Origin of the sequence: Curtobacterium sp. MCLR17_039, from assembly GCF_003234745.1 — a bacterium.
In the GTDB taxonomy this organism is placed as follows: Bacteria; Actinomycetota; Actinomycetes; order Actinomycetales; family Microbacteriaceae; genus Curtobacterium; species Curtobacterium flaccumfaciens.
On sequence record NZ_QKTF01000010.1, the window covers coordinates 15,742 to 35,930 of the forward strand.

The window sequence follows — 20,189 nt, forward strand, 5'->3', positions numbered from 1 at the left end:
CGCGATGTTCGGAGGGCTCACGGCCGTCGGACTCCCACTCGCCTTGAACAGTGCAGGCCTCTCGAAGGCCGCCATAGCCGTGTTCTTCGTGTCCAATGCGTTCGTGGCAGTGTTCTACAACACTGTGCTCGTCCCGAGGATCCGCCGGGCGGGGTACCCGCGGCTGGCGTTGATCGGAACGCTCTGCTGTGTGCCGGTCGGGACTCTCCTCGTGGCGCGCTCGGCGGACCAGCCTGAGGTCCTCTACACCGGCGGAGTGCTCATGCTCTGCGTGAGTGCGGTCGTGCCCCAGATCTTCGGGCGAGCTGGAACTGCCCTGGGTGGAGAGATCACGACGACGATGGTCCTGCGGTTCAGGCGAGTGCTCATCGCGGGCTACATCGCCGGTCTCCTCCTGTACAGCGTCTGTGTAGCGCTGCACCTGGACCCTCTTCTCGTAGCGGCACTCGTCGCGAGCCTGTGCCTGACCGGACCGGTGTCCTCAGTGTTTCGAGGCAAGGTGGCTCCGTCGCCTAGGGCTTTGTGGGAGGCGACGCGCTCACCGCTTCGGCGTCCGCCAGCATTGGTGGTCTGCGCCGCGCTGGTCGTTGTCGCTCTACTCAAGTCGGTGGACACTCTTCGAGGGCTCTACCTTCCTTTGGTTGCGGCTTCCGGTGGTATCGAGCCGTCACTGATCTCGGCGAGTTTCATGGTCGGGTCACTGCTGGAGTTTGCGATGCTGCCGATTCTCGGCATGCTTATGCGACGGCAGGGATCTGCTCTCGCCTCCGTCGTCGTCGCTAGCGTTTCCATCGCCGTGTTCGTCCTGATGGCCTCATCGACCGGCATCTGGGCACTCTTCATCGTGCAAGCTCTCTACTCATTCGTCGGAGCCGGATTCCAGAGTGTCGGCCTGTTGCTGCTCTCTGACGTTCGAGGGTCGGATGCGGGGGCTGGGGCGAGCGCGTACATGGCGGTGACGCAGGTGGGGACGGTTCTCGGCGCATTGTTGCCGCTCGTGGTGCCGGGGTACTCCCCGGCAATCTTCTGGCTAGCTGCGGCGATGTCGTTTGGAGCGGCCGCGCTCGGCTGGGTGGTGCACTCGAGATCTGGCGCATCGAGGTCGGTCTTCGGCAGTGTGAGCTGAATCAAGAGTGAGGAGACCTCGATCACCTGGGGGATCCACGATGCCTTCAAGAACTCACCTGGAGGCGGACCGATCGGAGGTCGTCGAGCACGTAAGCGGGCTCAGAGGACCGCCGTGCCACAGAGCCCTTGCCGCTACCGTGATGTAACGCACACCTCGCTGTCGTCCGGATGCAGTCCCCACAGGGGATGACGCCGACTGGCGGGATCTCTCTGCACAGACCGATTGGTGAACCTCCGCGATGGACACACGGTTGCGCCCACTCCGCCTCGACGACGCGGCCGTCCTGGCTGCGGTCATCACCGAGAACGCCGAGTTCCTGCGTCCGTGGGAACCGGCCCGAGCGCCGTCGTACTACACGGAGTCCGGGCAGCGGGACGTCATCACGCAGGCCCTCGCCGCGCAGCGGGCCGGCAACGCGGTGCCGTTCGTCATCGAGTCGACCGACGGGGAACTCCTCGGCCGGATCACGCTGAGCGGTGTCGCCCGCGGTGCGCTGCAGTCGTGCGCGATGGGCTACTGGATCCGCTCTGACCGCACGCGCCAGGGCCACGCATCCCGCGCCGTCCGCGCCGCTGCGGCCCACGCGTTCGACGTGCTCCGCCTGCACCGCGTGCAGGCCGAGACGCTGCCCGAGAACGTCGGCTCGCAGCGCGCACTCGAGTCTGCCGGCTTCACCCGCTACGGCTTCGCGCCGGAGTACATCAAGATCGACGGGGTCTGGCGCGACCACGTCATGTTCCAGCTCCTCGCGCCGACGCCGGCCCCGTGATCGAGGTCGTCGAGTACCGACCTGCCTGGCCCGAGCGGTTCCGGCAGCTGCACGATGCGTACGCCGCCGCACTCGACGACGCCGACGTGCCGTTCCGGAGCATCGAGCACGTGGGCAGCACGTCCGTGCCGGGCCTGGCGGCGAAGCCCGTGCTCGACGTCGACGTCGTGGTGGACACCGATGACGTGCCGGCCGCGGTGGCGGCGATGGCGACGATCGGGTTCGCGCCGCGTGGTGACCTGGGGGTTCCGGGGCGGCAGGCGTTCCGGGCTCCGGCGCGCTTCGCCCCGACGAACACCTACGTCGTCGCAGCCGGGTCGCTCGCGCTGCGGAACCACCTGGGCGTCCGCGACGTGCTGCGTGCCGACCCGGCGCTCCGCGACGAGTACGCCGCCGTGAAACGCCGGGCGGCCACCGAGGCCGAGGACATCGACGACTACATCGAGCGGAAGAGCGACGTGCTGAGCCGGATCCTCCACGCCGGTGGCCTGTCCGACGACGAGCGCGCCGCCATCACCGCGACGAACCGTCGGATCACCGACCGCGGCGCGGGCGGCTGACCCGACGGGGACGGCCTTCAGGCGCTGGCGAGCATCGGGTAGAGCGCGGTGAGCGGGGCGCTCAGGCCGGCACGGACGTCGCGGCTGACCTGGTCGGCGAGGACCTCGTGCTCGCCGGCCTCGACGGCGTCCCAGATCGACCGGACGATGTCGGCGGGGTCGGACTTCTCGACGTCGAGGTCGGCGATCATGCCGGTGTCGGTGTAACCGAGGTGGGCGCCGACGACCTGGGTGCCCTGGGGGGCGAGCTCGAGGCGCAGGGAGTTCGTGATCGACCAGAACGCGGCCTTCGACGCCGAGTACGCGCCGGCGAGGGCGACCCAGCTCAGGGCGGAGTGCACGTCGATCAACGCGCCGTTGGCGATCGAGGGGGCGAAGGCCTTGGCGACGCGGAGCGCACCGAAGACGTTGGTGGCGAAGATACGCTCGACCTCCTCGACGGAGACGTCGACGAGCGGGTCGGAGCCGGCGATCCCGGCGTTGTTCACGACGATGGTCACGTCGGCTGCGGTGCGGGCCGCGGCGTCGACGCTCTCCTGGCTCGTGACGTCGAGGGCGAGCGGGACGATGCGCTCGTCGTCCCAGGTGCGCGGGTTGCGGGCGGTCGCGTAGACCTTGGTGGCGCCACGCTCCAGGGCCTGGCGGACGAACTCGGCGCCGAGGCCGCCGTTCGCTCCGGTGACGAGGACGACGGCGTTGGTGAGGTCGGTCATGAGTGCTCCAGACGAGAGAAGTTGAGTACGGAATCCGAACCTAGCACGTTGTGTCCGGAAATCGAACCCAGCTAGGATGAACACATGCTCGGCATCCTCGGCGGCGACGAGCGCTGCCCCATCGCACGCTCCCTCGACGTCCTCGGCGAGAAGTGGACGCTCATGATCGTCCGCGACGCCGTCGGCGGCTCGACCCGCTTCAGCCAGTTCCAACAGAGCCTCGGCATCCCGCGCGAGGTCCTGACCGCACGCTTGGCCTCACTCGTCGACGGGGGAGTGCTCGAGCGCACGACCTACAAGCCCGAGGGGGCACGTGCCCGCGAGGAGTACGTCCTGACCGACGCCGGCCGCGACCTGTCGCTCGTGCTGCTCGCCCTCGGCGGCTGGGCCGACCGGCACCGCCCGTCCGAGCGGGCGTCGGACCTGCGCTTCGTTGACGCCGAGACCGGCGAGGCGGTCGAGGCCGCCGCCGTGACGGTGGATGCGCAGCAGCGCATCCCGACCGCGCGCCTCCGCGCCGTCATGGAGGACGCACCAGCTTCGTGACGTGGATGTGTGTGATGCCGATAGTCATCGATGTGAGAGAACGAGATCGAATCGAGACCGAGTCCGAGCAGGAACGCTGGGAGCGGTTCATGCCCAAACGGACGAACGGGCGCGTACCAACCGAGGCCGACGTCATCGCGTACTTGCAGGCAGCGAACGACGCGGATCTGCGGCAGAAGGTCCTCGGAGAATTGCGAGATCGGTCTCAGCTCGGTCCGGGCATGTTCCTGCAGCTGCTTGGGGCGGGGACGGCGATGTTCGCAGTCTTGGCGACGACGGCAGCATCGGTCATCTCATCGATTGCGGCATCGGATTCCGAAACCGCCTTTGAGTTCAGCATCGTGTTCTACGTGGCGATCGTCACCGCGACCGTGATTCTCTTCGTGGTTTGTTTCCTGAGCGCCATCGTTCGGCAGCTGAAGTCGAGGGTCGCTGCCGTATGGCTGGCCGCCTACGAGGAGGCGGAACGCAGGCCATGGTGGAAGCGAGTGCGGAGCAGCATGTCGGTGAACGCGACCAGCTGACGGCCAGGAGGCCCGTGGCGGCCCCGCCCCGCGCCTCCAGACTGTCGGTGGGTGCGTCAGCGACGCACGTCGCACCCGCAGCTCGCGCCGAGGACCAACTCGGCGGGGACCAGGTCGCGGTGCCACTGGTTGTCGGCGTCGAGGCCGAGCACGCGGTCGACCGCGGCGACCGCCATCGTCTCGATCGGCTGCTGGACCGTGGTGAGCTGCGGGTTCGTGTAGTCCGCCTCGGCCGCGCCGTCGAACGACACGATCGCGACGTCCTCGGGGACGCGCAGACCGAGTTCCCACAGTGCGCGCATCACGCCGATCGCCTGCATATCGGAGCTGACGAAGACGGCTCGGGGGCCGGTCTCGTCGGCGAACATGCGGAGGCCGGCTTCGTAGCCTCCGCGCCGGGTGAAGTCGGTGCGGACGATGGGGCCGTCGGGCAGGCCGGCCTGGCGCAGAGCGCGCATCCAGCCCTGCTCGCGGAGCTCCATCGAGCCCGTGTGCCCCATCACGAGGCCGATCGAGCGGTAGCCGTGCTCGACCAGGTGCTGCGTGCCGTCGAGGGCGCCGCGCAGGGCGTCGACGCCGATGCTGGCGTACTCGGGGACCTCGAAGAACGTGTTGAGCAGGACCATCGGCAGACCGGGGTCGGTGACGGTCGACAGGTCCGGGTGGGTCATGATGCTCGTCACGATGATGCCGTCGACCTGGCGGGCGGACAGGCTGCGGAGCCGTTCGCGTTCCTGCGCGGCGTCGCCGTCGCTGTTGGCGAGCAGGACGTCGTAGCCGCGTGCAGCGGCGGCGTGGGTGACGGCGACGGCGAGCTCGGACCAGAACGGGTTGTCGAGTTCGGGCACGATCAGGCCGAGCATCTTCGACGAGCCGGTGCGCAGGGCCTGGGCGCTCGCGTTCGGGCGGTAGCCGAGGACCCGGATGGCCTCGCGCACCCGGGCGGCGGTGGCGGCGGCGACGGGGCGCGGTCCGTCGTGCACGACGTAGCTGACGACGGAGGTGCTGACCCCGGCGTAGCGGGCGACGTCCGCACGGGTGACCGCCCTGGGGTTCGTCGGGACGGTCACGGGTGCCACCTTCGTCGGGTCCGGGAGCGTCGTTCGGGTGCCGGCCCACGACGGACCGGCACCCGAACGACACGTGTTACTCGGACGCGATCGTAGCCGACGGTGCGGCTCCGGCCGTCGTCGGTGCGCTCGTCGTCGCAGTGCTCGTCGTCTCCGGTGCGTCACCGAAGTCCGGCACCTCGAGGCGGGCGCCGCCCTGCAGCGCGGACTGGTGGGCGATGATGCCCGGCAGGGTGAAGCGTGCGGCGGTCCAGGCGTTCACGGGCGGCAGGGTTCGGTCGACCACGGCACGGACGAAGTCGTCGGCGAGGAACTGGTGGCTGCCCTCGTGTCCGGTCGGCACACCGTCGTACTCGGCGGGCAGACGGTCGGTGTCGTGCACCTCGGCGTAGCCGGAGACGAACGCGTCGCGCAGCGAGGGGTCGACGTCGGCCAGGCGCGGGTCGTCGAGGGACATCGTCGCCTGGGTGTCGATCTTGTCGCTGATGTCGTACGAGTCCTCCTTGTCCTGCCAGACGCTGGTCTTCGCGAGCTGCTCGAAGCTGGCCTCGGTGCCGAAGTACCGGAACCGTGACTCGCGGATGTGCGACGGGTAGCCGACGCGACGCATCTCGTTGATGCGCATGACCCCGCCGTTGTCGAGCTCGAACAGGGCGGTGGCGTTCGAGAAGTCGTTGTCGAACTGACTGACGTCCTTGTCGAAGACGCCGTCACCGCGGTCGTCCTTCACGCCGATGCAGCTGACGCTGACCGCGTGCCCGGGGATCGCGCCGAGGACCCCACCGACCGAGTGCGTCGGGTAGAGCATGGGCGGGTAGCTGGCGGTGCGCTTCCACTCGTCGCCGCCGCTGTACTGGTACGCGGCGTAGAAGCCGAGGTCCATGTCGTGCACGTAGTCACCCTCGGCGTAGAACACCCGGCCGAATGCACCGGCGGTGACCTGCTTGCGGGCGAACACGGTCGCGGGGTTGTAGTAGCTCGTCTCGCCCATCATGTAGGTCAGGCCGGTCTCGCGGACCGCCTGGATGATGTCGCGGATCTCGTCGACGGAGATCGCCATCGGCACGGCGGAGTACACGTGCTTGCCGGCGCGCAGGGCCTTGACCACGAGCGGACCGTGGGTCCAGCGCTGCGTGAAGATCGCGACGGCGTCGACGTCCGAGGCGAGGACGGCGTCGAAGTCCGGGAACGTGCCGTCGAGGTGCTGGGTCTCGACGAGTTCGGACGCGCGCTCGCCGACGAGGTCGGTGACGTAGACCCGGTCGACGTCGGGGTGGAGCTTGAACAGCTTGGCGAACTGGGGGGCGAACTGGCCCGCGCCGACCATTCCGACAGAGATCATCAGTGACCTTTCCAGGGTGTGGGATGCGTCGCCGAGCGGGTCGCTCCGATGCGATCGAGCGCCATCCTGACACACGTTGTCTACACGTGACAACCCCTGTCCACGGCCCGGAAACCCACTCTTGCCAGCGGTGGTCCCCACGTGTAGATTCCCGGCTCACGGACTGCTGCACGTCAGTCCACCGCAGACGAAGGAGTCGCGATGGCAACCGAGAGCCCTGTGTCGTCACCCTTGACGACCGCCAGCACGAGACGGAGGAGTCGGTCCGCCGACCTCGCCCGTGCCCGCACCACCGCACCACGGCGCCGCCCCAGGAACGACCTGTGGCTCGCGCTCGTCTTCATCGCCCCGGCAGCCGTCGGGTTCGCGGTGTTCCTCGCCTGGCCGACCGTGCGGGGCATCTACCTGAGCTTCACCTCGTACAACCTGCTCACCGAGCCCGAGTTCACCGGCCTGCAGAACTACGCCCGCCTGGTGCAGGACTCGATCTTCTGGCACTCGATGGTGGTGACCGTCGAGTACGTGCTCATCAACATCGTCATCCAGACCGTCGTCGCGCTGTTCATCGCCGTGATGATGCACCGCCTGACCAAGTCGACCTTCGTGCGCGGCATCGTGCTCGCGCCGTACCTGGTGTCGAACGTCGTCGCCGCCCTCGTCTGGCTCTGGATCCTCGACACCCAGCTCGGCATCGGCAACGAGATGCTCGCCGCACTCGGGCTCGATCGCATCCCGTTCCTGCAGAGCGACGTCTGGGGCATCCCCTCGATCGCGCTCATCAACGTCTGGCGGCACGTCGGCTACACGGCGCTGCTCATCTTCGCCGGCCTGCAGTCGCTGCCCGAGACCGTGTACGAGGCCGGACGCATCGACGGTGCGAGCGAGTGGAAGATGTTCTGGCGCATCACGGTGCCGCTGCTCCGCCCGATCCTGTCCCTGGTGCTGATCATCACCGTGATCGGGTCGTTCCAGGTGTTCGACACCGTCGCCGTCACCACGCAGGGCGGCCCCGCGAACGCCACGAACGTCGTGCAGAACTACATCTACAACCTGGCGTTCGGCCGGTTCCAGTTCGGCTACGCGTCCGCGGTCTCGGTCGCGCTCCTCATCGTCCTCAGCATCATCACGATCATCCAGTACCGACTCACCCGCTCGGGTGAGTCCGACCTGGACTGAACGGAAGCGCCATGACCACGACACTCACCCGTTCCGTCACCACGTCCCGCCCGCCGCGGATGGGGGCCGGCCACCGTCGTCGCCCGTCACTCGGCCGCGTGCTCGCCTGGGTCGCGATGATCCTCGTCATCGTCGTCACCCTGTTCCCGTTCTACTGGATCCTGCGCACCGCGCTGTCGTCGAACACCGCGATCAACTCCGACCCCACCTCGCTGCTGCCCGTCGGGTTCAGCCTGGGCGGGTTCGAGCGGGTCTTCGGTCTGCAGTCCACCGAAGAGGCGTTGGCCCAGGGCGGGTCCGGCGCCGCGCTGAACTTCTGGCGGTACCTGCTCAACTCGATCCTGGTGTCGACGCTCGTCACCGTCGGCCAGGTGTTCTTCTCGGCAGCGGCCGCCTACGCCTTCGCCCGGCTGCGCTGGCCCGGTCGCGACAAGGTGTTCGGGGTGTTCCTGGCCGGCCTGATGGTCCCCGCGATCTTCACGCTGCTGCCGAACTTCACGCTCATCAAGCAGCTCGGGCTCGTCGACAACCTGCTCGGCATCGCCCTGCCGACGATGTTCATGACCCCGTTCGCGGTGTTCTTCCTGCGGCAGTTCTTCCTCGGCATCTCGAAGGAGGTCGAAGAGGCGGCGCTCATCGACGGCGCCGGCAAGGTCCGCGTGTTCTTCCGGCTCGTCATCCCGATGGCGGCGGCCCCGATCGCCACCCTCGCCGTGCTGACGTACATCACGAGCTGGAACGACTACTTCTGGCCGCTCATGGTGTCGTACACCGACAGCTCGCGGGTGCTGACCGTCGCGCTCGGCGTCTTCAAGTCGCAGACCCCGCAGTCCGGCACCGACTGGGCCGGGCTCATGGCCGCGACCCTGGTGGCGGCGCTCCCGATGATCCTGCTGTTCGGCGTCTTCGCCAAGCGGATCGTCAACTCCATCGGCTTCTCCGGGATCAAGTGACCCGGCTGTCGGACAGGACGAACACCATGACGAACCAACTGACCCGCCGCACGCTCTTCGCCGGCGGCGCCTCTGCACTGGCCCTCGGCGCGCTCGCCGCCTGCTCGTCGCCCGGTCGCCGCACGACGAACCGGTCGGGTGCGCGGACCGTGAGCTACTGGCTCTGGGACGCCAACCAGCAGCCCGCGTACCAGGCCGTCGCCGACGCGTTCCACCGCGCGAACCCGGACATCACCGTGAAGATCACCCAGCTCGGGTGGAACGACTACTGGACCAAGCTCACCGCGGGCTTCATCGCCGGCACCGCGCCCGACGTCTTCACCGACCACCTGACGAAGTTCCCGCAGTACGCCGACCTCGACGTGCTCTACAAGCTCGACGAACTCGACGCCACGAAGGGCATCCGTGACGACGACTACCAGTCCGGGCTCGCCGAACTGTGGAAGGGCCAGGACGGGCACCGCTACGGCTCCCCGAAGGACTGGGACACCGTCGCGATGTTCTACGACAAGAAGGCGATGGCGAAGGCCGGGGTCTCCGCCGAGGAACTCGGGTCGCTCGCGTGGAACCCGGACGACGGCGGCACGTTCGAGCGGATGCTCGCGCGGCTGACGGTGGACTCGAAGGGCCGACGCGGCGACGAGGACGGCTTCGACAAGGACGACGTCGCCGTCTACGGCATCTCGTCGAACGGCTCGGGCGGCGACGGCTTCGGACAGACCCAGTGGTCGCCGTTCACCGGATCGGTCGACTGGTTCTACACGAACGAGAACCCGTGGGGCGACCGGTTCCGCTACGACGAGCGGGTCGTGCAGGACACCCTCGCCTGGTACTACCGGCTGGCCGAGAAGGGCTACATGGCGAAGTACGGGGTGTTCTCGACCACGACCGGCCCCGAGGTCCAGCTCGGCGCCGGCAAGTGCGCGCTGTCCTTCAACGGCTCCTGGATGATCGGCTCGTACCTCGGCATGGAGGACCTCGACGTCGCGGTCGCCCCGACCCCGATCGGCCCGTCGGGTCACCGGGCGTCGATGTTCAACGGGCTCGGCGACTCGATCACGAAGCAGGCGAAGGACCCCGAGGCCGCGGCGAAGTGGGTGGCGTTCCTGGGCAGCGACGAGGCGCAGCGGATCGTCGGTGAGAGCGGGATCGTGTTCCCCGCTCGTCCCGCGGGCACCGAGGCCGCGGTGGCCTCGTTCCGGAAGCGCGGGCTCGACGTCTCGGCGTTCACCCGGCAGGTCGAGGAGGACACCACGTTCCTGTTCCCGGTCACGAAGAACCCCGCCGACGTGCAGGCCCTGCTGCAGCCCGCCTTCGACGACGTCTACGCGAACGGCAAGCCGATCTCGACGCTGACCGGGGTCAACGAACAGGTCAACAACCTGCTCGCCCTCACCTGATCGAAACCCGACACCCGAAACCCGACACCCGACACCCCGCCCGTCGTCCGCATGCCGCACCGTCCGGTGCGGTGTGCGGACGACGCGTTGACCGTGCCGCCGACCACGATCCAGACTGCAGGGGATGACTTCGCTCACCTCCCTCGTCTACATGTCCGTCGCCGTCGACGACCTGACCGACGACCAGCTGGTCGCCATGCTGCGTGAGGCGCGGCTCCGCAACCACGCGCTCGGCGTCTCCGGGCTCCTGCTCGCCAAGGGCGGCCGCTTCATGCAGGTGCTCGAGGGTCCGGTCTGGAGTGTCGAGGACCGCTTCGCCGCGATCGAGCGCGACCCGCGGCACACCGGCGTGAAGTCGCTGTCGCGTGAGTCCATCAGCACGCGTCGGTTCGACGGCTGGGCGATGGCGTTCGGCAGCCCGACCGGGGACGAGCTCCGTGACGAGCCCGGGTTCAGCACCTTCCTCAGCGACCGCACCGGTCTGCCGACCGGGGTGGCGGGCACGCCCGCCGACTGGCTGCTCCGCTGGTTCCGTGGCCGCGACCTGCAGGACCTGCCCGAGGAGCGCATCACGCTCGGCCGGCACGCGGCCTGAGCCGCACCACCCCTCGGACCGCCGGCACGCGCTGAGACGGACCACCCCTCGGACTGGAGGCGCGGTGCCAGCTGGCACCGTCCCTCCAGACCGACAGACTGGTCCCGTGGAACGACGTGAGCAGATCCTGGTGGCCGCGGCGGAGGAGTTCGACCGCGTCGGCTTCGCCGGCGCGACGATCGCGGGCATCGCCCGCACGGCGGGCGTCTCGCAGGGCACGCTGCACTTCCACTTCCCGACGAAGCTCGCCCTGGCGCTCGGCGTCATCGGCGAGCAGAACGCCCGCACCTTCGACGTCGTCAGCCACACCGACAGCTCGCCGGTCGCCGCCCTGATCGGGGCGTCGCACGGCATCGCCGACCTGCTCCGGACCGACCCGATCGTGCGGGCGGGCATCCGGCTGTCGCTGGAGCGCGGCGAGTTCCAGACCGCGACGCTGAGCTTCTACGAGCAGTGGATCGGCGGGATCGTCGACGTGTTCCGGTTGGCGATCGCGAGCGGGGAACTCCGGACGGACCTGACCGCGGAGCAGCTCGGCTCGACGGTGGTGCCGTACTTCACCGGCGTGCAGCTCGTGTCCGACGTCCGGACGCGGCGCACCGACCTGATGCCGGCGGTGGCGACGATGTGGCGCGTGGTGATCGCGGCGACGGCGGACCCGAAGCACCGCGATCGGCTGCTCGCCGTCGTCGAGGACGCGTTCGGCACCGACTGAACCGCTGGGTACGGCGCGGCATGCGGTGCGGTGCGGCGCTGCCGGCGGGTCAGAGGTCGTGCAGCTCGCGGTCGCGGAACCACTTCAGCAGCCAGGCCGCACTGGTCCGGTCGAACGAGCGCGGGAAGTCCATCGTGCCGGACAGGAAGGGACTGAAGCCCTCCTCGGAGCGGAGGTCCGAGTCGTCGAGCGCGCGGTAGGCCATCGACCAGCCGTCGAACCGTCGGCGCTCGATGTCCTCGCGCACCAGCGACTTGACCTCGCCGTGACGGCGGTCCTTCGCGATGACGTCGTACCGGTCCTGCACGCTCCACGCCGGCCCCTCGAGCAGCTGCATGAACCGACCGCCCTTGGCGAGCAGGAGCCCGGAGACCCCGAGCGCTTCGTTGCGCAGCCGGGACTCCGCGAGCAGCACCGCCATGGCCTGGTCGTCGAAGGGGACGACGGCACGGCTCATGTAGACGATGGAGACGAGCACTCCTCCATCCTGCTGGGTGGAAGGCCGCTGCGCGAAGCGGATGTCCGCAACGCGCCCCGTGGATCGGCGCCGCGGATCAGCCCTGCGGCAGCTCGTGCGCGGTGACGTCCTCGTTGCGCTTCTTCCGCCACGGTCGTGCCGGGGTGTTCGGGCCGTCCCAGACCAGGATCGCGCCCCAGGCCGCGGCGATCAGCGGCACCGAGATGATCGCGCCGGTGATGCCGGCGAGGACGGTGCCGGCGGTCAGCCCGATCAGGATGACGAGGCCGTGCAGCTTGAGGGTGCGACCCATCAGGACCGGCTGCAGGAAGTTGCCCTCGAGCTGGTTCACGACGATCACGATGCCGATCACGATGAGCGCCTGCACCGGGCCGAGGGCCACGAGCGCGACGAGGGCGGCGAGGATGCCGGCCGCGGTGGCACCGACGATCGGGATGAACGCCGTTATGAAGACGATGACGGCCAGCGGCAGGGCGAGGGGGACGCCGACGATCGCGATGCCGATACCGATGCCGATCGCGTCCACTGCGGCGACGGTGGCCGTACCGCGGACGTACCCGCCGAGGGTCGAGACGACCCGGTCGCCGACGCGGCGTGCACGGGCGTAGCGCTCACCGGTGAAGGGGCGGAGCAGGAACTCCCAGATGCTCGGGCCGTCCTTCAGGAAGAAGAACAGCACGACGATCATCAGGACGAGCCCGGTCAGGAAGTTCGCGGTGGCCGACGCACCCGCGAGCGCACCGGAGCCGAACTGCGCGCTCGTGACGAAGTCGGACGCCGACGCGACAGCGTCGTCGATCTGCTTGCCGGAGATCGAGAACGGCAGGTTCTTCGCGAACGTCTGCAGCTGCTGGAACCCGTCGACGGCGGACTTCTGCAGCTGTGCCCACTGGTTCTCGACCGCGACGACGATGAGCCAGCCGATCAGCCCCAGGATCGCGAGGACGCCGATGAGCACCGCGAGGGTGGCCAGCACCGACGGCACCCGGTGCTTGCGGAGCCACGACACCACGGGGTGCATGGCCGACGCGATGATGAGCGCGAGGAGCACGGGGATCGTGACGACGCTCAGGACGTTGCTCGCCCAGACGATGCCGGCGACGACCACCACGACGATGATGAGCTGCAGGCAGCGGGTCGCGAGGTGCCCGGCGGAGTCGGACCACGCGGCCTGGACCCTGGACGGAGCGGCTGGGGTGATCGGGCGCGGAGCGTCGCGGAAGAACGGCATGCCCGAGACGCTACCGACCGGACGGCCGACGCGCCGGTTCCGTCGGCTCGATCGTCCGCCCGGTGTCCCGTCCCCGCGTCGCCGGGGCGACCACGAACGCCGCGACCAGCAGGACCAGGGGCACGAGCATCGCCGTCTGCAGGCCGAGGTGCTCCCCGACGAAGCCGAGCAGCGGCGGCCCCACCAGGAACGCGATGTACCCGGCCGTGGCCACCACCGACACCCGGCGGTCGCCGTCGGTGGGGTGGTCGCCCGCGGCGGAGATCGACAGCGGGAACCCGAGGGCGATGCCGAGCCCCCAGACGCCGGCGGCCGCCGCGGTGACGACCGGACTCGGTGACAGCACGACGAGCAGGACCCCCACCGCACCGACCGCGGCACAGACCCGGACGACCGGGGCGCGACCGAACCGGGCGACGAGCGGGGTGCCGGCCGCACGACCGATGAGCATGGCGAGGGCGAACCCGGTGAACACGAGGGACCCGACGGACTCTGGGGCGTCGTGGTCGGTGGTCATCAGCAGCGGGAGCCAGTCGCTCGCGGCACCCTCGGCGAAGGCCATCGCCAGGGTGATCACGGCGATCATGGCGAGCTGCACGGTGAGGACGGAGCGGCGGGCTCCCCGACGGGTGCCACGGGCAACGGCAGGCGCATCGGTCGGTGCGTCACGCGGCACCGGCCGCAGGTTCAGCGCCGCGAACACCGCCAGCGCGGCCATCACCGCGGCGCCGACGAGCAGGTGCACCCGGACCGGGGTCCCCGCCGCCGTCATGGCGATGCCGACGACCCCGCCGACCACGCTGCCGAGGCTGAAGCAGGCGTGCAGCACCGGCACGACCGGTCGCCCGATCAGCCGTTCGACCGCGGCGGCCTCGACGTTCAGCCCGATCTCGGCGACTCCCGCCCCGAAGCCGATCAGGAACAGCCCGACCCACACCCCGGCGGCGACCTGCGCCGGGGCGAGCAGCGCGACGAGCACCGTGCCGACGACGGGCAGCGCGCCCCCGAGCAGGATGAGCGGGCGGTTTCCGAGCCGTCGCACCAGGGCCCCGGCACCGAGGATCCCGATCATCGACCCGATCGACAGCCCGAGCAGGACGAGGCCCATCGCCTCGATCGAGGCACCGAGCTCGTCGCGGATCGCGGGCGTCCGGGTGATCCACGTCGCGATCCCGAACCCGGTCACCGTCGACGTGGCGAAGAGTGCGAGTCGATGCCGCCCGGCCATGCCCCCCATCTGATCGGTCCCCGGGCGGCCCGTCAAGGGCGACCGCGTCCCGCGCCTAGGATCGGGCGCATGGCGACCGTCCTCCTCGTCCGTCACGGACGCACCACCGCGAACGCCACCGGCGTCCTGGCCGGACGCACCGCCGGCGTGCGACTCGACGCCGTCGGCCGCACCCAGGCCGAGCGGACCGCGGAGCGCATCGCCGCGGTGCCCGTCGTCGCCGTGGTGTCGAGTCCGCTCGAGCGCTGCCGGCAGACCGCCCGCGCGATCCTGGACCGACAGACGGACCGGCCGGCCGGGCCACCCGCCTCGCTGATCGAGCGGGCCATCACCGAGGCCGACTACGGGGAGTGGCAGGGCCGGAAGCTCGCCGACCTGGCGAAGGAGCCCCTCTGGCGCACGGTGCAGGCGAACCCGAGCGCCGTCGTGTTCCCCGGTGGTGAGTCCATGCAGACGATGCAGTCCCGGGCCGTCGCGGCTGTCCGTCGCATCGACGCCGAGGTCGAGGCGGAGCACGGGCCCGGCGCCGTCTGGGTCGCGGTGAGCCACGGCGACATCATCAAGAGCGTCCTCGCCGACGCGTTCGGCATGCACCTGGACCTGTTCCAGCGCATCGGTGTCGGCCCGGCCTCGGTGTCCGTCGTGCGCTACGGCGAGCACCGCCCCGAGGTCGTCGCGACGAACACCGAGTCCGGTGACCTGTCCTGGCTGCGCACCGCCCCGGCACCCAGCGGGGACGCCGCGGTCGGCGGCGGCGCGGGCAACCCGGCACCCGACGCGCCCGCGGGTCCTGCCCGACCCTGAACGGCCGGAGCCGAGCGCTCCTACAATGCGGGTATGCCCACCATCGTCCACGGCTTCGACTGGCCGGACCGCCTCGTCGTCGGCACCATCGGCCGTCCGGGTGAGCGCGCCTTCTACATCCAGGCCCGCTCCGGTCGGCGCGTCACCAGCGTCGCGCTCGAGAAGGAGCAGACCGCCGTGCTCGCCGACAAGATCGACGAGCTCCTCGACGAGGTCGCGACCGTCGACGACAACCGCTTCAGTGTGCCGCCGTCGGTGCCTGCCGAGCTCCGCGACCCGGAGCCGCTCGACCAGCCCGTCGAGGCCGAGTTCCGCGCCGGAGCCCTGAGCCTGGGCTTCGACCCGGCCACCGCGCAGGTCGTCATCGAGGCGTACCCGATCGACGACGAGGTCGAGATCGTGTCCGAGGAGAGCGAGGACGGCATCGAGATCGAGGCCGTCGTCGAGATCCCCGAGCCCGCCGAGCTGTTCCAGGTGAAGATCCCGGTCGGCACCGCCCGGGCCTTCGTCGAGCGCACGCGCGAGGTCGTCGCCGCCGGTCGTCCGCCCGGCGACGCATGAGCGACGGCTCGCTCTCCGTCCGGGCGCGCATCCGCGAGGCGTCCAACGCCACCTTCCTCGCCGAACTCGACGGTGCGACCGTCGTCTACAAGCCCATCGAGGGCGAGCGCCCGCTGTGGGACTTCCCGGACGGCACGCTCGCCGGCCGCGAGATCGCCGCGCACCTGGTCTCCGAGGCGTTCGGCTGGGGGGTCGTGCCGCCCACGTGGATGGGTGACGGTCCGTTCGGGCCCGGCATGGTGCAGCGCTGGCAGGACGTCGACCCCGAGCAGGACGCCGTCGACCTGGTGACGCCGGAGCTCGCCGAGGCAGCGGATTCGCCCTGGCTGCCCGTGCTCGAGGCCATCGACGAGCACGACCAGCCCGTCACGCTCGTGCACGAGGACTCCGAGGCCCTGCGCCGGATGGCCGTCTTCGACGTCGTCGTGAACAACGCCGACCGCAAGGGCGGGCACGTGCTGGCGATGCCCGACGGCCACCGCTTCGGCGTCGACCACGGGCTCACCTTCCACGTCGAGCACAAGCTCCGGACGGTCCTGTGGGGCTGGATCGGGGAGCCCCTCGGTCCGGACGAGCTCGAGGGCCTCGACCGCGTGTCCGAAGCCCTGCGCGGTGGTCTCGGCGACGAGCTCGCCGAGCACCTGACGGACGAGGAGATCGACACGCTCCGGGCGCGCTGCGCGGCCCTGCGTGCCGTCGGGATCTTCCCGCCGCCGCCCGGTCACGGCCCCGCCGTGCCCTGGCCACTGTTCTAGACGCACCCGACAACGGACTGGAGGCCCGTGGCGGTCTCGCCACGGGCCCCCAGTCCGTTTCGTGTGGGCTTCAGAGCCCCCAGTCGTCGCGGAAGAGCGCGCCACCGGCCCCGCGACGCGAGCCGAGGTACGAGCCGACCACGGCGACCCCGAGGTCGTCGTTCTCCGGTGCCACGACGCTGCCGTCCACCCGCTTCGCCATCGCGTCGATGAACCGGGCGAGCCCCGGGTCCTCACCGAGCCGGAAGAACGTCGTCTGGGCGCCGAGGCGTCCGGCGTTCTCGAGCTCCCGCACGGTCAGCGCGATCGTCACCGGGTCGGGCGGGTAGTCGAACCAGACCTGCCCGTTCGGCTCGAGGTGCGACGTCGGCTCGCCGTCGGTGACGATGAGGAGCACCGGTTGGGCCGTCGGGTGCTTGCGGAAGTGCCGGTTGGCGAGCAGCAGGGCGTGGTGCAGGTTCGTGCCCTTGTCCCACATCGCGTCGAGACCGACGAGCTGTTCGACGTCCATCACCTCGGCCTCGCGACCGAAGGCGATGAGCTGCAGGTCGTCGCCGCGGAACCGGGTCGACACCAGGGTGTGCAGCGCGAGGGCTGTGCGCTTCATCGGCACCCAACGGTCCTCCATCGCCATCGAGAACGACGTGTCGACGAGCAGCGCGACGCAGGCCTGGGTGCGTGCCTCGGTCTCCTGCACCTCGACGTCCTCGATGCTCAGGTGCACGCCGGCACCCTGTCGACCGCTGGCCGCCGTCCGCACCACGGCGTTCGTGATCGTGCGGGGGATGTCCCACGGCTCGGTGTCACCGAACGCCCACTGCCGCGACGCCCCCGAGGGTTCGCCCGCGGCGCCCGAGCGACGGAGGTCCCGCGCGCCCTGGCGACCGGACATCCGCTGGGCGACGTCCTTGAGCAGGCTCTTGCCGAGCTGCCGCATCGCCTTCGGGGTGAGCCGGAGCTGCCCGTCGGCTCCGCGGCGCATCGCCCCGGAGTTCCGGAGCGCCTGCTCGAGGCGCTGCAGGGTCTTCGCGTCGACCGCCGCCTCGTCGCCGAGCTGCCGGGACAGCGCGTCGAGGTCCAGGTCGTCGAGCTCCGAGCCCGGCCCGGACTGGGCGAGCTGGTCGGCGAGGGCGTCGAGGTCCGCGATGTCCTGGAACACCCCGGTGCCGTCGCCCAGCCCGAGGCCCTGTTCGCCCTCCATGCGCTCGGATCCGCCCCAGTCCTCGCCGGGACGCAGCGCGCGCAGGGTGCCGTCGAGCTGGGACAGCTGCCCCATCAGGTCGGGGGAGCCGAAGGCCTGCTGGGCGAGGGCGTCGAGTTCGTCCCGCTGCTCCTGGGTCATCGAGTTCCGCATGCGCTGTGCCGCGGCCGCGCGGGCTGCCAGGTCGTCGAGCAGCTCGTCGACGTTCGCAGGGTTCGACGGGAAGTACTCCCCGTGCTGGTCCATGAAGTCGTCGAACTGCTGCCGGGTGTCCTCGCCGCGGGCGTGCGCCTCGAGCAGCGCGTTGAGGTCCTGCATCATCGCGCTGACCGCGGCCCGGTCCTGGTCGGTGGCACCCTCGAGCGCCTGCTTCATGCCGGCGAAGCGCTGGTCGAGCACCTCGCGGCCGAGCAGGTCCTTGATCTCGTCGTACTTCTGGCGCGCGGTCGGGCTCGTCCAGTCGTAGTCGCCGAGTTCCTGCACCGCGGCGGCGGGAGAGGGCGACAGGCTGTCGAGCTGCAGTTCGGCCAGGGCCCGGTCGCCGTCGTCGAGGTCGACGTTGCGGGCGAGTTCCCCGCGCTCGGCGAGCAACGCCTGGTCCAGGAGCTCGCGCACCTGCTGCAGGGTGCCGTCGAGGTTGTTCCTGCTCGTCAGCTCACGGCGGCGCTCGGCCACCCGTCGGGCCAGGTCGTCGAGGCCGCGCTGCGTCCGGCCGCCGCGTCGCAGGAACTCCCGCATCGCGCGCTCGGGCGATGTGCCGCCCATCACGTCCTGCCCGATGGCGTCGAGCGCCTCGGCCAGGTCGACCGGGGCGGCGAGCGGGTCGGGTCCGTCGGTGTACCGGCCGTACCGGGTGTCGCGCGTCAGGCGCCGGTTCTGCCTAGCCATAGACGGCTTCGCCCCCGCCGGACTCCTTGCTGATGCGCCGGGCCAGGAACAGGCCCTCGAGGGCGAGCTCGATCGCGCCGGCGCGTTCGCCGTCGTTCGTGGCACCCATCCGGTCGCACACCTGGTCGTACAGGTCGGACTCACCGATCGACGGCAGGCCTTCGAGGAACGCCCGGGCGCTGACCCGCTCGCCCGTGGTCACCATCGTTCCGCCGTCGAGCGCGTCCACGAGCACCGCGAAGTCGAGGCCTTTGAACCGGGAGCGCACGGTCTCGGCGGTCGCGGTGCGGAGCAGGTGCTCGAGGACCTCGTCGGCCCGGTCCTCTTCGCCGTTCTCGAACTCGATCTTGCCGCCGAGGACGTCCACCGCGGTCTCGAGGTCGATCGGCCGCGCGACCGCCTCGTCCTCGCCCTGGCGTGCTGCGCGGTGCACCGCGGCGGCGGACACCGTCTCGGCACCGGCGATCGCGAACCGGGCGCTCACACCGCTGCGCTGGTCGACGGCGCTCGAACCACGCAGTGCCCGGGTGAACCGGGCGAGGATCTCGATCAGGGCGTCGGGGACCTCGGCCGTCAGCTGGGCCTCCTGCCGGATGACGGCGATCTCGTCGTCGAGCTCGATCGGGTAGTGCGTGCGGATCTCGGCGCCGAAGCGGTCCTTCAGCGGTGTGATGATCCGGCCGCGGTTCGTGTAGTCCTCGGGGTTCGCGCTCGCCACGACGAGCACGTCGAGCGGCAGACGCAGCACGTAGCCGCGGACCTGGACGTCGCGCTCCTCCATCACGTTGAGCATCGCGACCTGGATGCGTTCGGCCAGGTCGGGCAGTTCGTTGATCGCGACGATGCCACGGTGCCCGCGGGGGACGAGCCCGAAGTGGATGGTCTCCGGGTCGCCCAGGCTGCGGCCCTCGGCGACCTTCATCGGGTCGACGTCGCCGATCAGGTCGGCGACACTCGTGTCCGGTGTCGCGAGCTTCTCGACGTAGCGGTCGTCGCGGTGCCGCCAGCTGATCGGCAGGGCGTCGCCGAGGTCGTCGGCACGCCGGATGCTCGCGGTGGTGATCGGTTCGTACGGGTGCTCGCCGAGCTCGGAGCCGGTGATGACCGGTGTCCACTCGTCGAGCAGGCCCTGCAGGGTGCGGAGCAGCCGGGTCTTGCCCTGGCCGCGCTCGCCGAGCAGGACGACGTCGTGGCCGGCGATCAGGGCGCGTTCGAGCTGGGGGATGACGGTGGTCTCGAAGCCGTGCAGGCCGGGCCACGGATCGGTGCCCTGGCGCAGGGCGGTGAGCAGGTTGTCGCGGATCTCGGCGCGGACCGTCTTCTGGACGTGACCAGAGGTGCGGAGCTCGCCGACCGTGCGGATGTCAGGTCGGGTCACGTTCTGGACGTTACGCCTTGTCGGACGGGAGGCCCGTGGCGGGGCCCGCCACGGGCCTCCCGTCCGTCCGCTTGTGGGTTTCCATCGCACTTGCGATCATTGAGATCCCGGCGACGGAGCCGGATTCGAAGTAGGGGGATCCGGCTCCGCCCCCGGTTGCTCGTTCCGCATCT

Annotated in this window: 21 protein-coding genes; 13 read left to right on the forward strand and 8 right to left on the reverse strand. The window is 70.2% G+C overall.

Going from position 1 to position 20,189, the window contains the following annotated elements; translation table 11 throughout:
* The first annotated feature begins 4 nt into the window (after positions 1 to 4).
* The 3 genes from DEJ00_RS12560 to DEJ00_RS12570 all read left to right on the forward strand — a co-directional run bounded on the left by DEJ00_RS12560 (position 5) and on the right by DEJ00_RS12570 (position 2,458).
* Positions 5 to 1,126 carry a hypothetical protein gene (locus DEJ00_RS12560; RefSeq protein ID WP_111057580.1) on the forward strand — a complete coding sequence of 374 codons (1,122 nt, stop codon included), beginning with the start codon at positions 5 to 7 and terminating at the stop codon, positions 1,124 to 1,126.
* 253 nt (positions 1,127 to 1,379) lie between these two features.
* Positions 1,380 to 1,898: a GNAT family N-acetyltransferase gene (locus tag DEJ00_RS12565; RefSeq protein WP_258373675.1), complete on the forward strand. Its 519-nt coding sequence runs from the start codon at positions 1,380 to 1,382 to the stop codon at positions 1,896 to 1,898.
* Positions 1,895 to 2,458 (forward strand): GrpB family protein, encoded by a 564-nt coding sequence (locus tag DEJ00_RS12570; protein WP_111057582.1) that lies wholly within the window; start codon positions 1,895 to 1,897, stop codon positions 2,456 to 2,458. The genes DEJ00_RS12565 and DEJ00_RS12570 overlap by 4 nt, the downstream gene beginning before the upstream one ends.
* Positions 2,459 to 2,475: 17 nt before the next feature.
* Here DEJ00_RS12570 and DEJ00_RS12575 read toward each other — a convergent pair whose 3' ends face one another.
* Complete coding sequence (locus tag DEJ00_RS12575) at positions 2,476 to 3,171, reverse strand: SDR family oxidoreductase (protein WP_027466094.1); 696 nt, start codon at positions 3,169 to 3,171, stop codon at positions 2,476 to 2,478.
* 84 nt (positions 3,172 to 3,255) lie between these two features.
* On the opposite strand from DEJ00_RS12575, the gene DEJ00_RS12580 reads away from it, so the two are divergent.
* Complete coding sequence (locus DEJ00_RS12580; RefSeq protein WP_111057583.1) at positions 3,256 to 3,717, forward strand: helix-turn-helix domain-containing protein; 462 nt, start codon at positions 3,256 to 3,258, stop codon at positions 3,715 to 3,717.
* Between the two features lie 14 nt (positions 3,718 to 3,731).
* Positions 3,732 to 4,241, forward strand: coding sequence for a hypothetical protein (locus DEJ00_RS12585; RefSeq protein WP_146247963.1), 510 nt, complete (start codon positions 3,732 to 3,734; stop codon positions 4,239 to 4,241).
* 56 nt (positions 4,242 to 4,297) lie between these two features.
* Here DEJ00_RS12585 and DEJ00_RS12590 read toward each other — a convergent pair whose 3' ends face one another.
* Together DEJ00_RS12590 and DEJ00_RS12595 are read right to left on the reverse strand one after the other, a co-directional pair.
* A complete protein-coding gene (locus DEJ00_RS12590; protein ID WP_258373676.1) occupies positions 4,298 to 5,311 on the reverse strand; it encodes a LacI family DNA-binding transcriptional regulator in 1,014 nt (337 codons plus the stop codon).
* Between the two features lie 76 nt (positions 5,312 to 5,387).
* Positions 5,388 to 6,653 (reverse strand): Gfo/Idh/MocA family protein, encoded by a 1,266-nt coding sequence (locus DEJ00_RS12595; RefSeq protein WP_375537594.1) that lies wholly within the window; start codon positions 6,651 to 6,653, stop codon positions 5,388 to 5,390.
* 201 nt (positions 6,654 to 6,854) lie between these two features.
* On the opposite strand from DEJ00_RS12595, the gene DEJ00_RS12600 reads away from it, so the two are divergent.
* From DEJ00_RS12600 to DEJ00_RS18570, 5 genes are all read left to right on the forward strand, one after another.
* On the forward strand, positions 6,855 to 7,829 hold the full coding sequence (locus tag DEJ00_RS12600; protein WP_228516654.1) for a carbohydrate ABC transporter permease: 975 nt from the start codon (positions 6,855 to 6,857) through the stop codon (positions 7,827 to 7,829).
* Between the two features lie 11 nt (positions 7,830 to 7,840).
* Complete coding sequence (locus DEJ00_RS12605; RefSeq protein ID WP_027466099.1) at positions 7,841 to 8,782, forward strand: carbohydrate ABC transporter permease; 942 nt, start codon at positions 7,841 to 7,843, stop codon at positions 8,780 to 8,782.
* A 26-nt stretch (positions 8,783 to 8,808) separates the two neighbouring features.
* Positions 8,809 to 10,182, forward strand: a complete 1,374-nt coding sequence (locus DEJ00_RS12610) for a sugar ABC transporter substrate-binding protein (RefSeq protein ID WP_214524401.1) — start codon at positions 8,809 to 8,811, stop codon at positions 10,180 to 10,182.
* A gap of 124 nt (positions 10,183 to 10,306) precedes the next feature.
* Entirely contained in the window at positions 10,307 to 10,777 is a 471-nt protein-coding gene (locus DEJ00_RS12615; protein ID WP_051596847.1) for a BLUF domain-containing protein, read from the forward strand.
* Positions 10,778 to 10,883: 106 nt separating this feature from the next.
* Positions 10,884 to 11,492 carry a ScbR family autoregulator-binding transcription factor gene (locus DEJ00_RS18570; protein ID WP_051596848.1) on the forward strand — a complete coding sequence of 203 codons (609 nt, stop codon included), beginning with the start codon at positions 10,884 to 10,886 and terminating at the stop codon, positions 11,490 to 11,492.
* A gap of 49 nt (positions 11,493 to 11,541) precedes the next feature.
* Here DEJ00_RS18570 and DEJ00_RS12625 read toward each other — a convergent pair whose 3' ends face one another.
* The 3 genes from DEJ00_RS12625 to DEJ00_RS12635 form a co-directional block, all read right to left on the reverse strand.
* Entirely contained in the window at positions 11,542 to 11,970 is a 429-nt protein-coding gene (locus tag DEJ00_RS12625) for a BLUF domain-containing protein (protein WP_027466101.1), read from the reverse strand.
* 76 nt (positions 11,971 to 12,046) lie between these two features.
* Positions 12,047 to 13,201, reverse strand: coding sequence for an AI-2E family transporter (locus DEJ00_RS12630; RefSeq protein WP_111057589.1), 1,155 nt, complete (start codon positions 13,199 to 13,201; stop codon positions 12,047 to 12,049).
* Positions 13,202 to 13,211: 10 nt separating this feature from the next.
* Positions 13,212 to 14,525 carry an MFS transporter gene (locus tag DEJ00_RS12635; protein ID WP_375537595.1) on the reverse strand — a complete coding sequence of 438 codons (1,314 nt, stop codon included), beginning with the start codon at positions 14,523 to 14,525 and terminating at the stop codon, positions 13,212 to 13,214.
* Between DEJ00_RS12635 and DEJ00_RS12640 the strand changes: the two genes are divergently transcribed.
* Genes DEJ00_RS12640 through DEJ00_RS12650 form a run of 3 tightly spaced genes read left to right on the forward strand, consistent with a single transcriptional unit; the run spans position 14,499 to position 16,549 of the window.
* A complete protein-coding gene (locus DEJ00_RS12640; RefSeq protein WP_111057591.1) occupies positions 14,499 to 15,233 on the forward strand; it encodes an MSMEG_4193 family putative phosphomutase in 735 nt (244 codons plus the stop codon). The two genes, DEJ00_RS12635 and DEJ00_RS12640, sit on opposite strands and share 27 nt — an antisense overlap.
* A gap of 33 nt (positions 15,234 to 15,266) precedes the next feature.
* The gene (locus tag DEJ00_RS12645) at positions 15,267 to 15,794 is read left to right on the forward strand and encodes a DUF3090 domain-containing protein (protein ID WP_027466105.1); all 528 of its coding nucleotides are present in this window, start codon (positions 15,267 to 15,269) and stop codon (positions 15,792 to 15,794) included.
* Entirely contained in the window at positions 15,791 to 16,549 is a 759-nt protein-coding gene (locus tag DEJ00_RS12650; protein WP_111057592.1) for an SCO1664 family protein, read from the forward strand. The genes DEJ00_RS12645 and DEJ00_RS12650 overlap by 4 nt, the downstream gene beginning before the upstream one ends.
* A 70-nt stretch (positions 16,550 to 16,619) precedes the next feature.
* Here the strand turns inward: DEJ00_RS12650 and DEJ00_RS12655 are convergent, their stop codons facing one another.
* Both DEJ00_RS12655 and DEJ00_RS12660 read right to left on the reverse strand, forming a co-directional pair.
* The gene (locus DEJ00_RS12655; protein WP_111057593.1) at positions 16,620 to 18,638 is read right to left on the reverse strand and encodes a VWA domain-containing protein; all 2,019 of its coding nucleotides are present in this window, start codon (positions 18,636 to 18,638) and stop codon (positions 16,620 to 16,622) included.
* Positions 18,631 to 20,016 (reverse strand): AAA family ATPase, encoded by a 1,386-nt coding sequence (locus DEJ00_RS12660; protein ID WP_111057594.1) that lies wholly within the window; start codon positions 20,014 to 20,016, stop codon positions 18,631 to 18,633. Before DEJ00_RS12660 ends, DEJ00_RS12655 begins: the two co-directional genes overlap by 8 nt.
* Positions 20,017 to 20,189 lie beyond the last annotated feature (173 nt).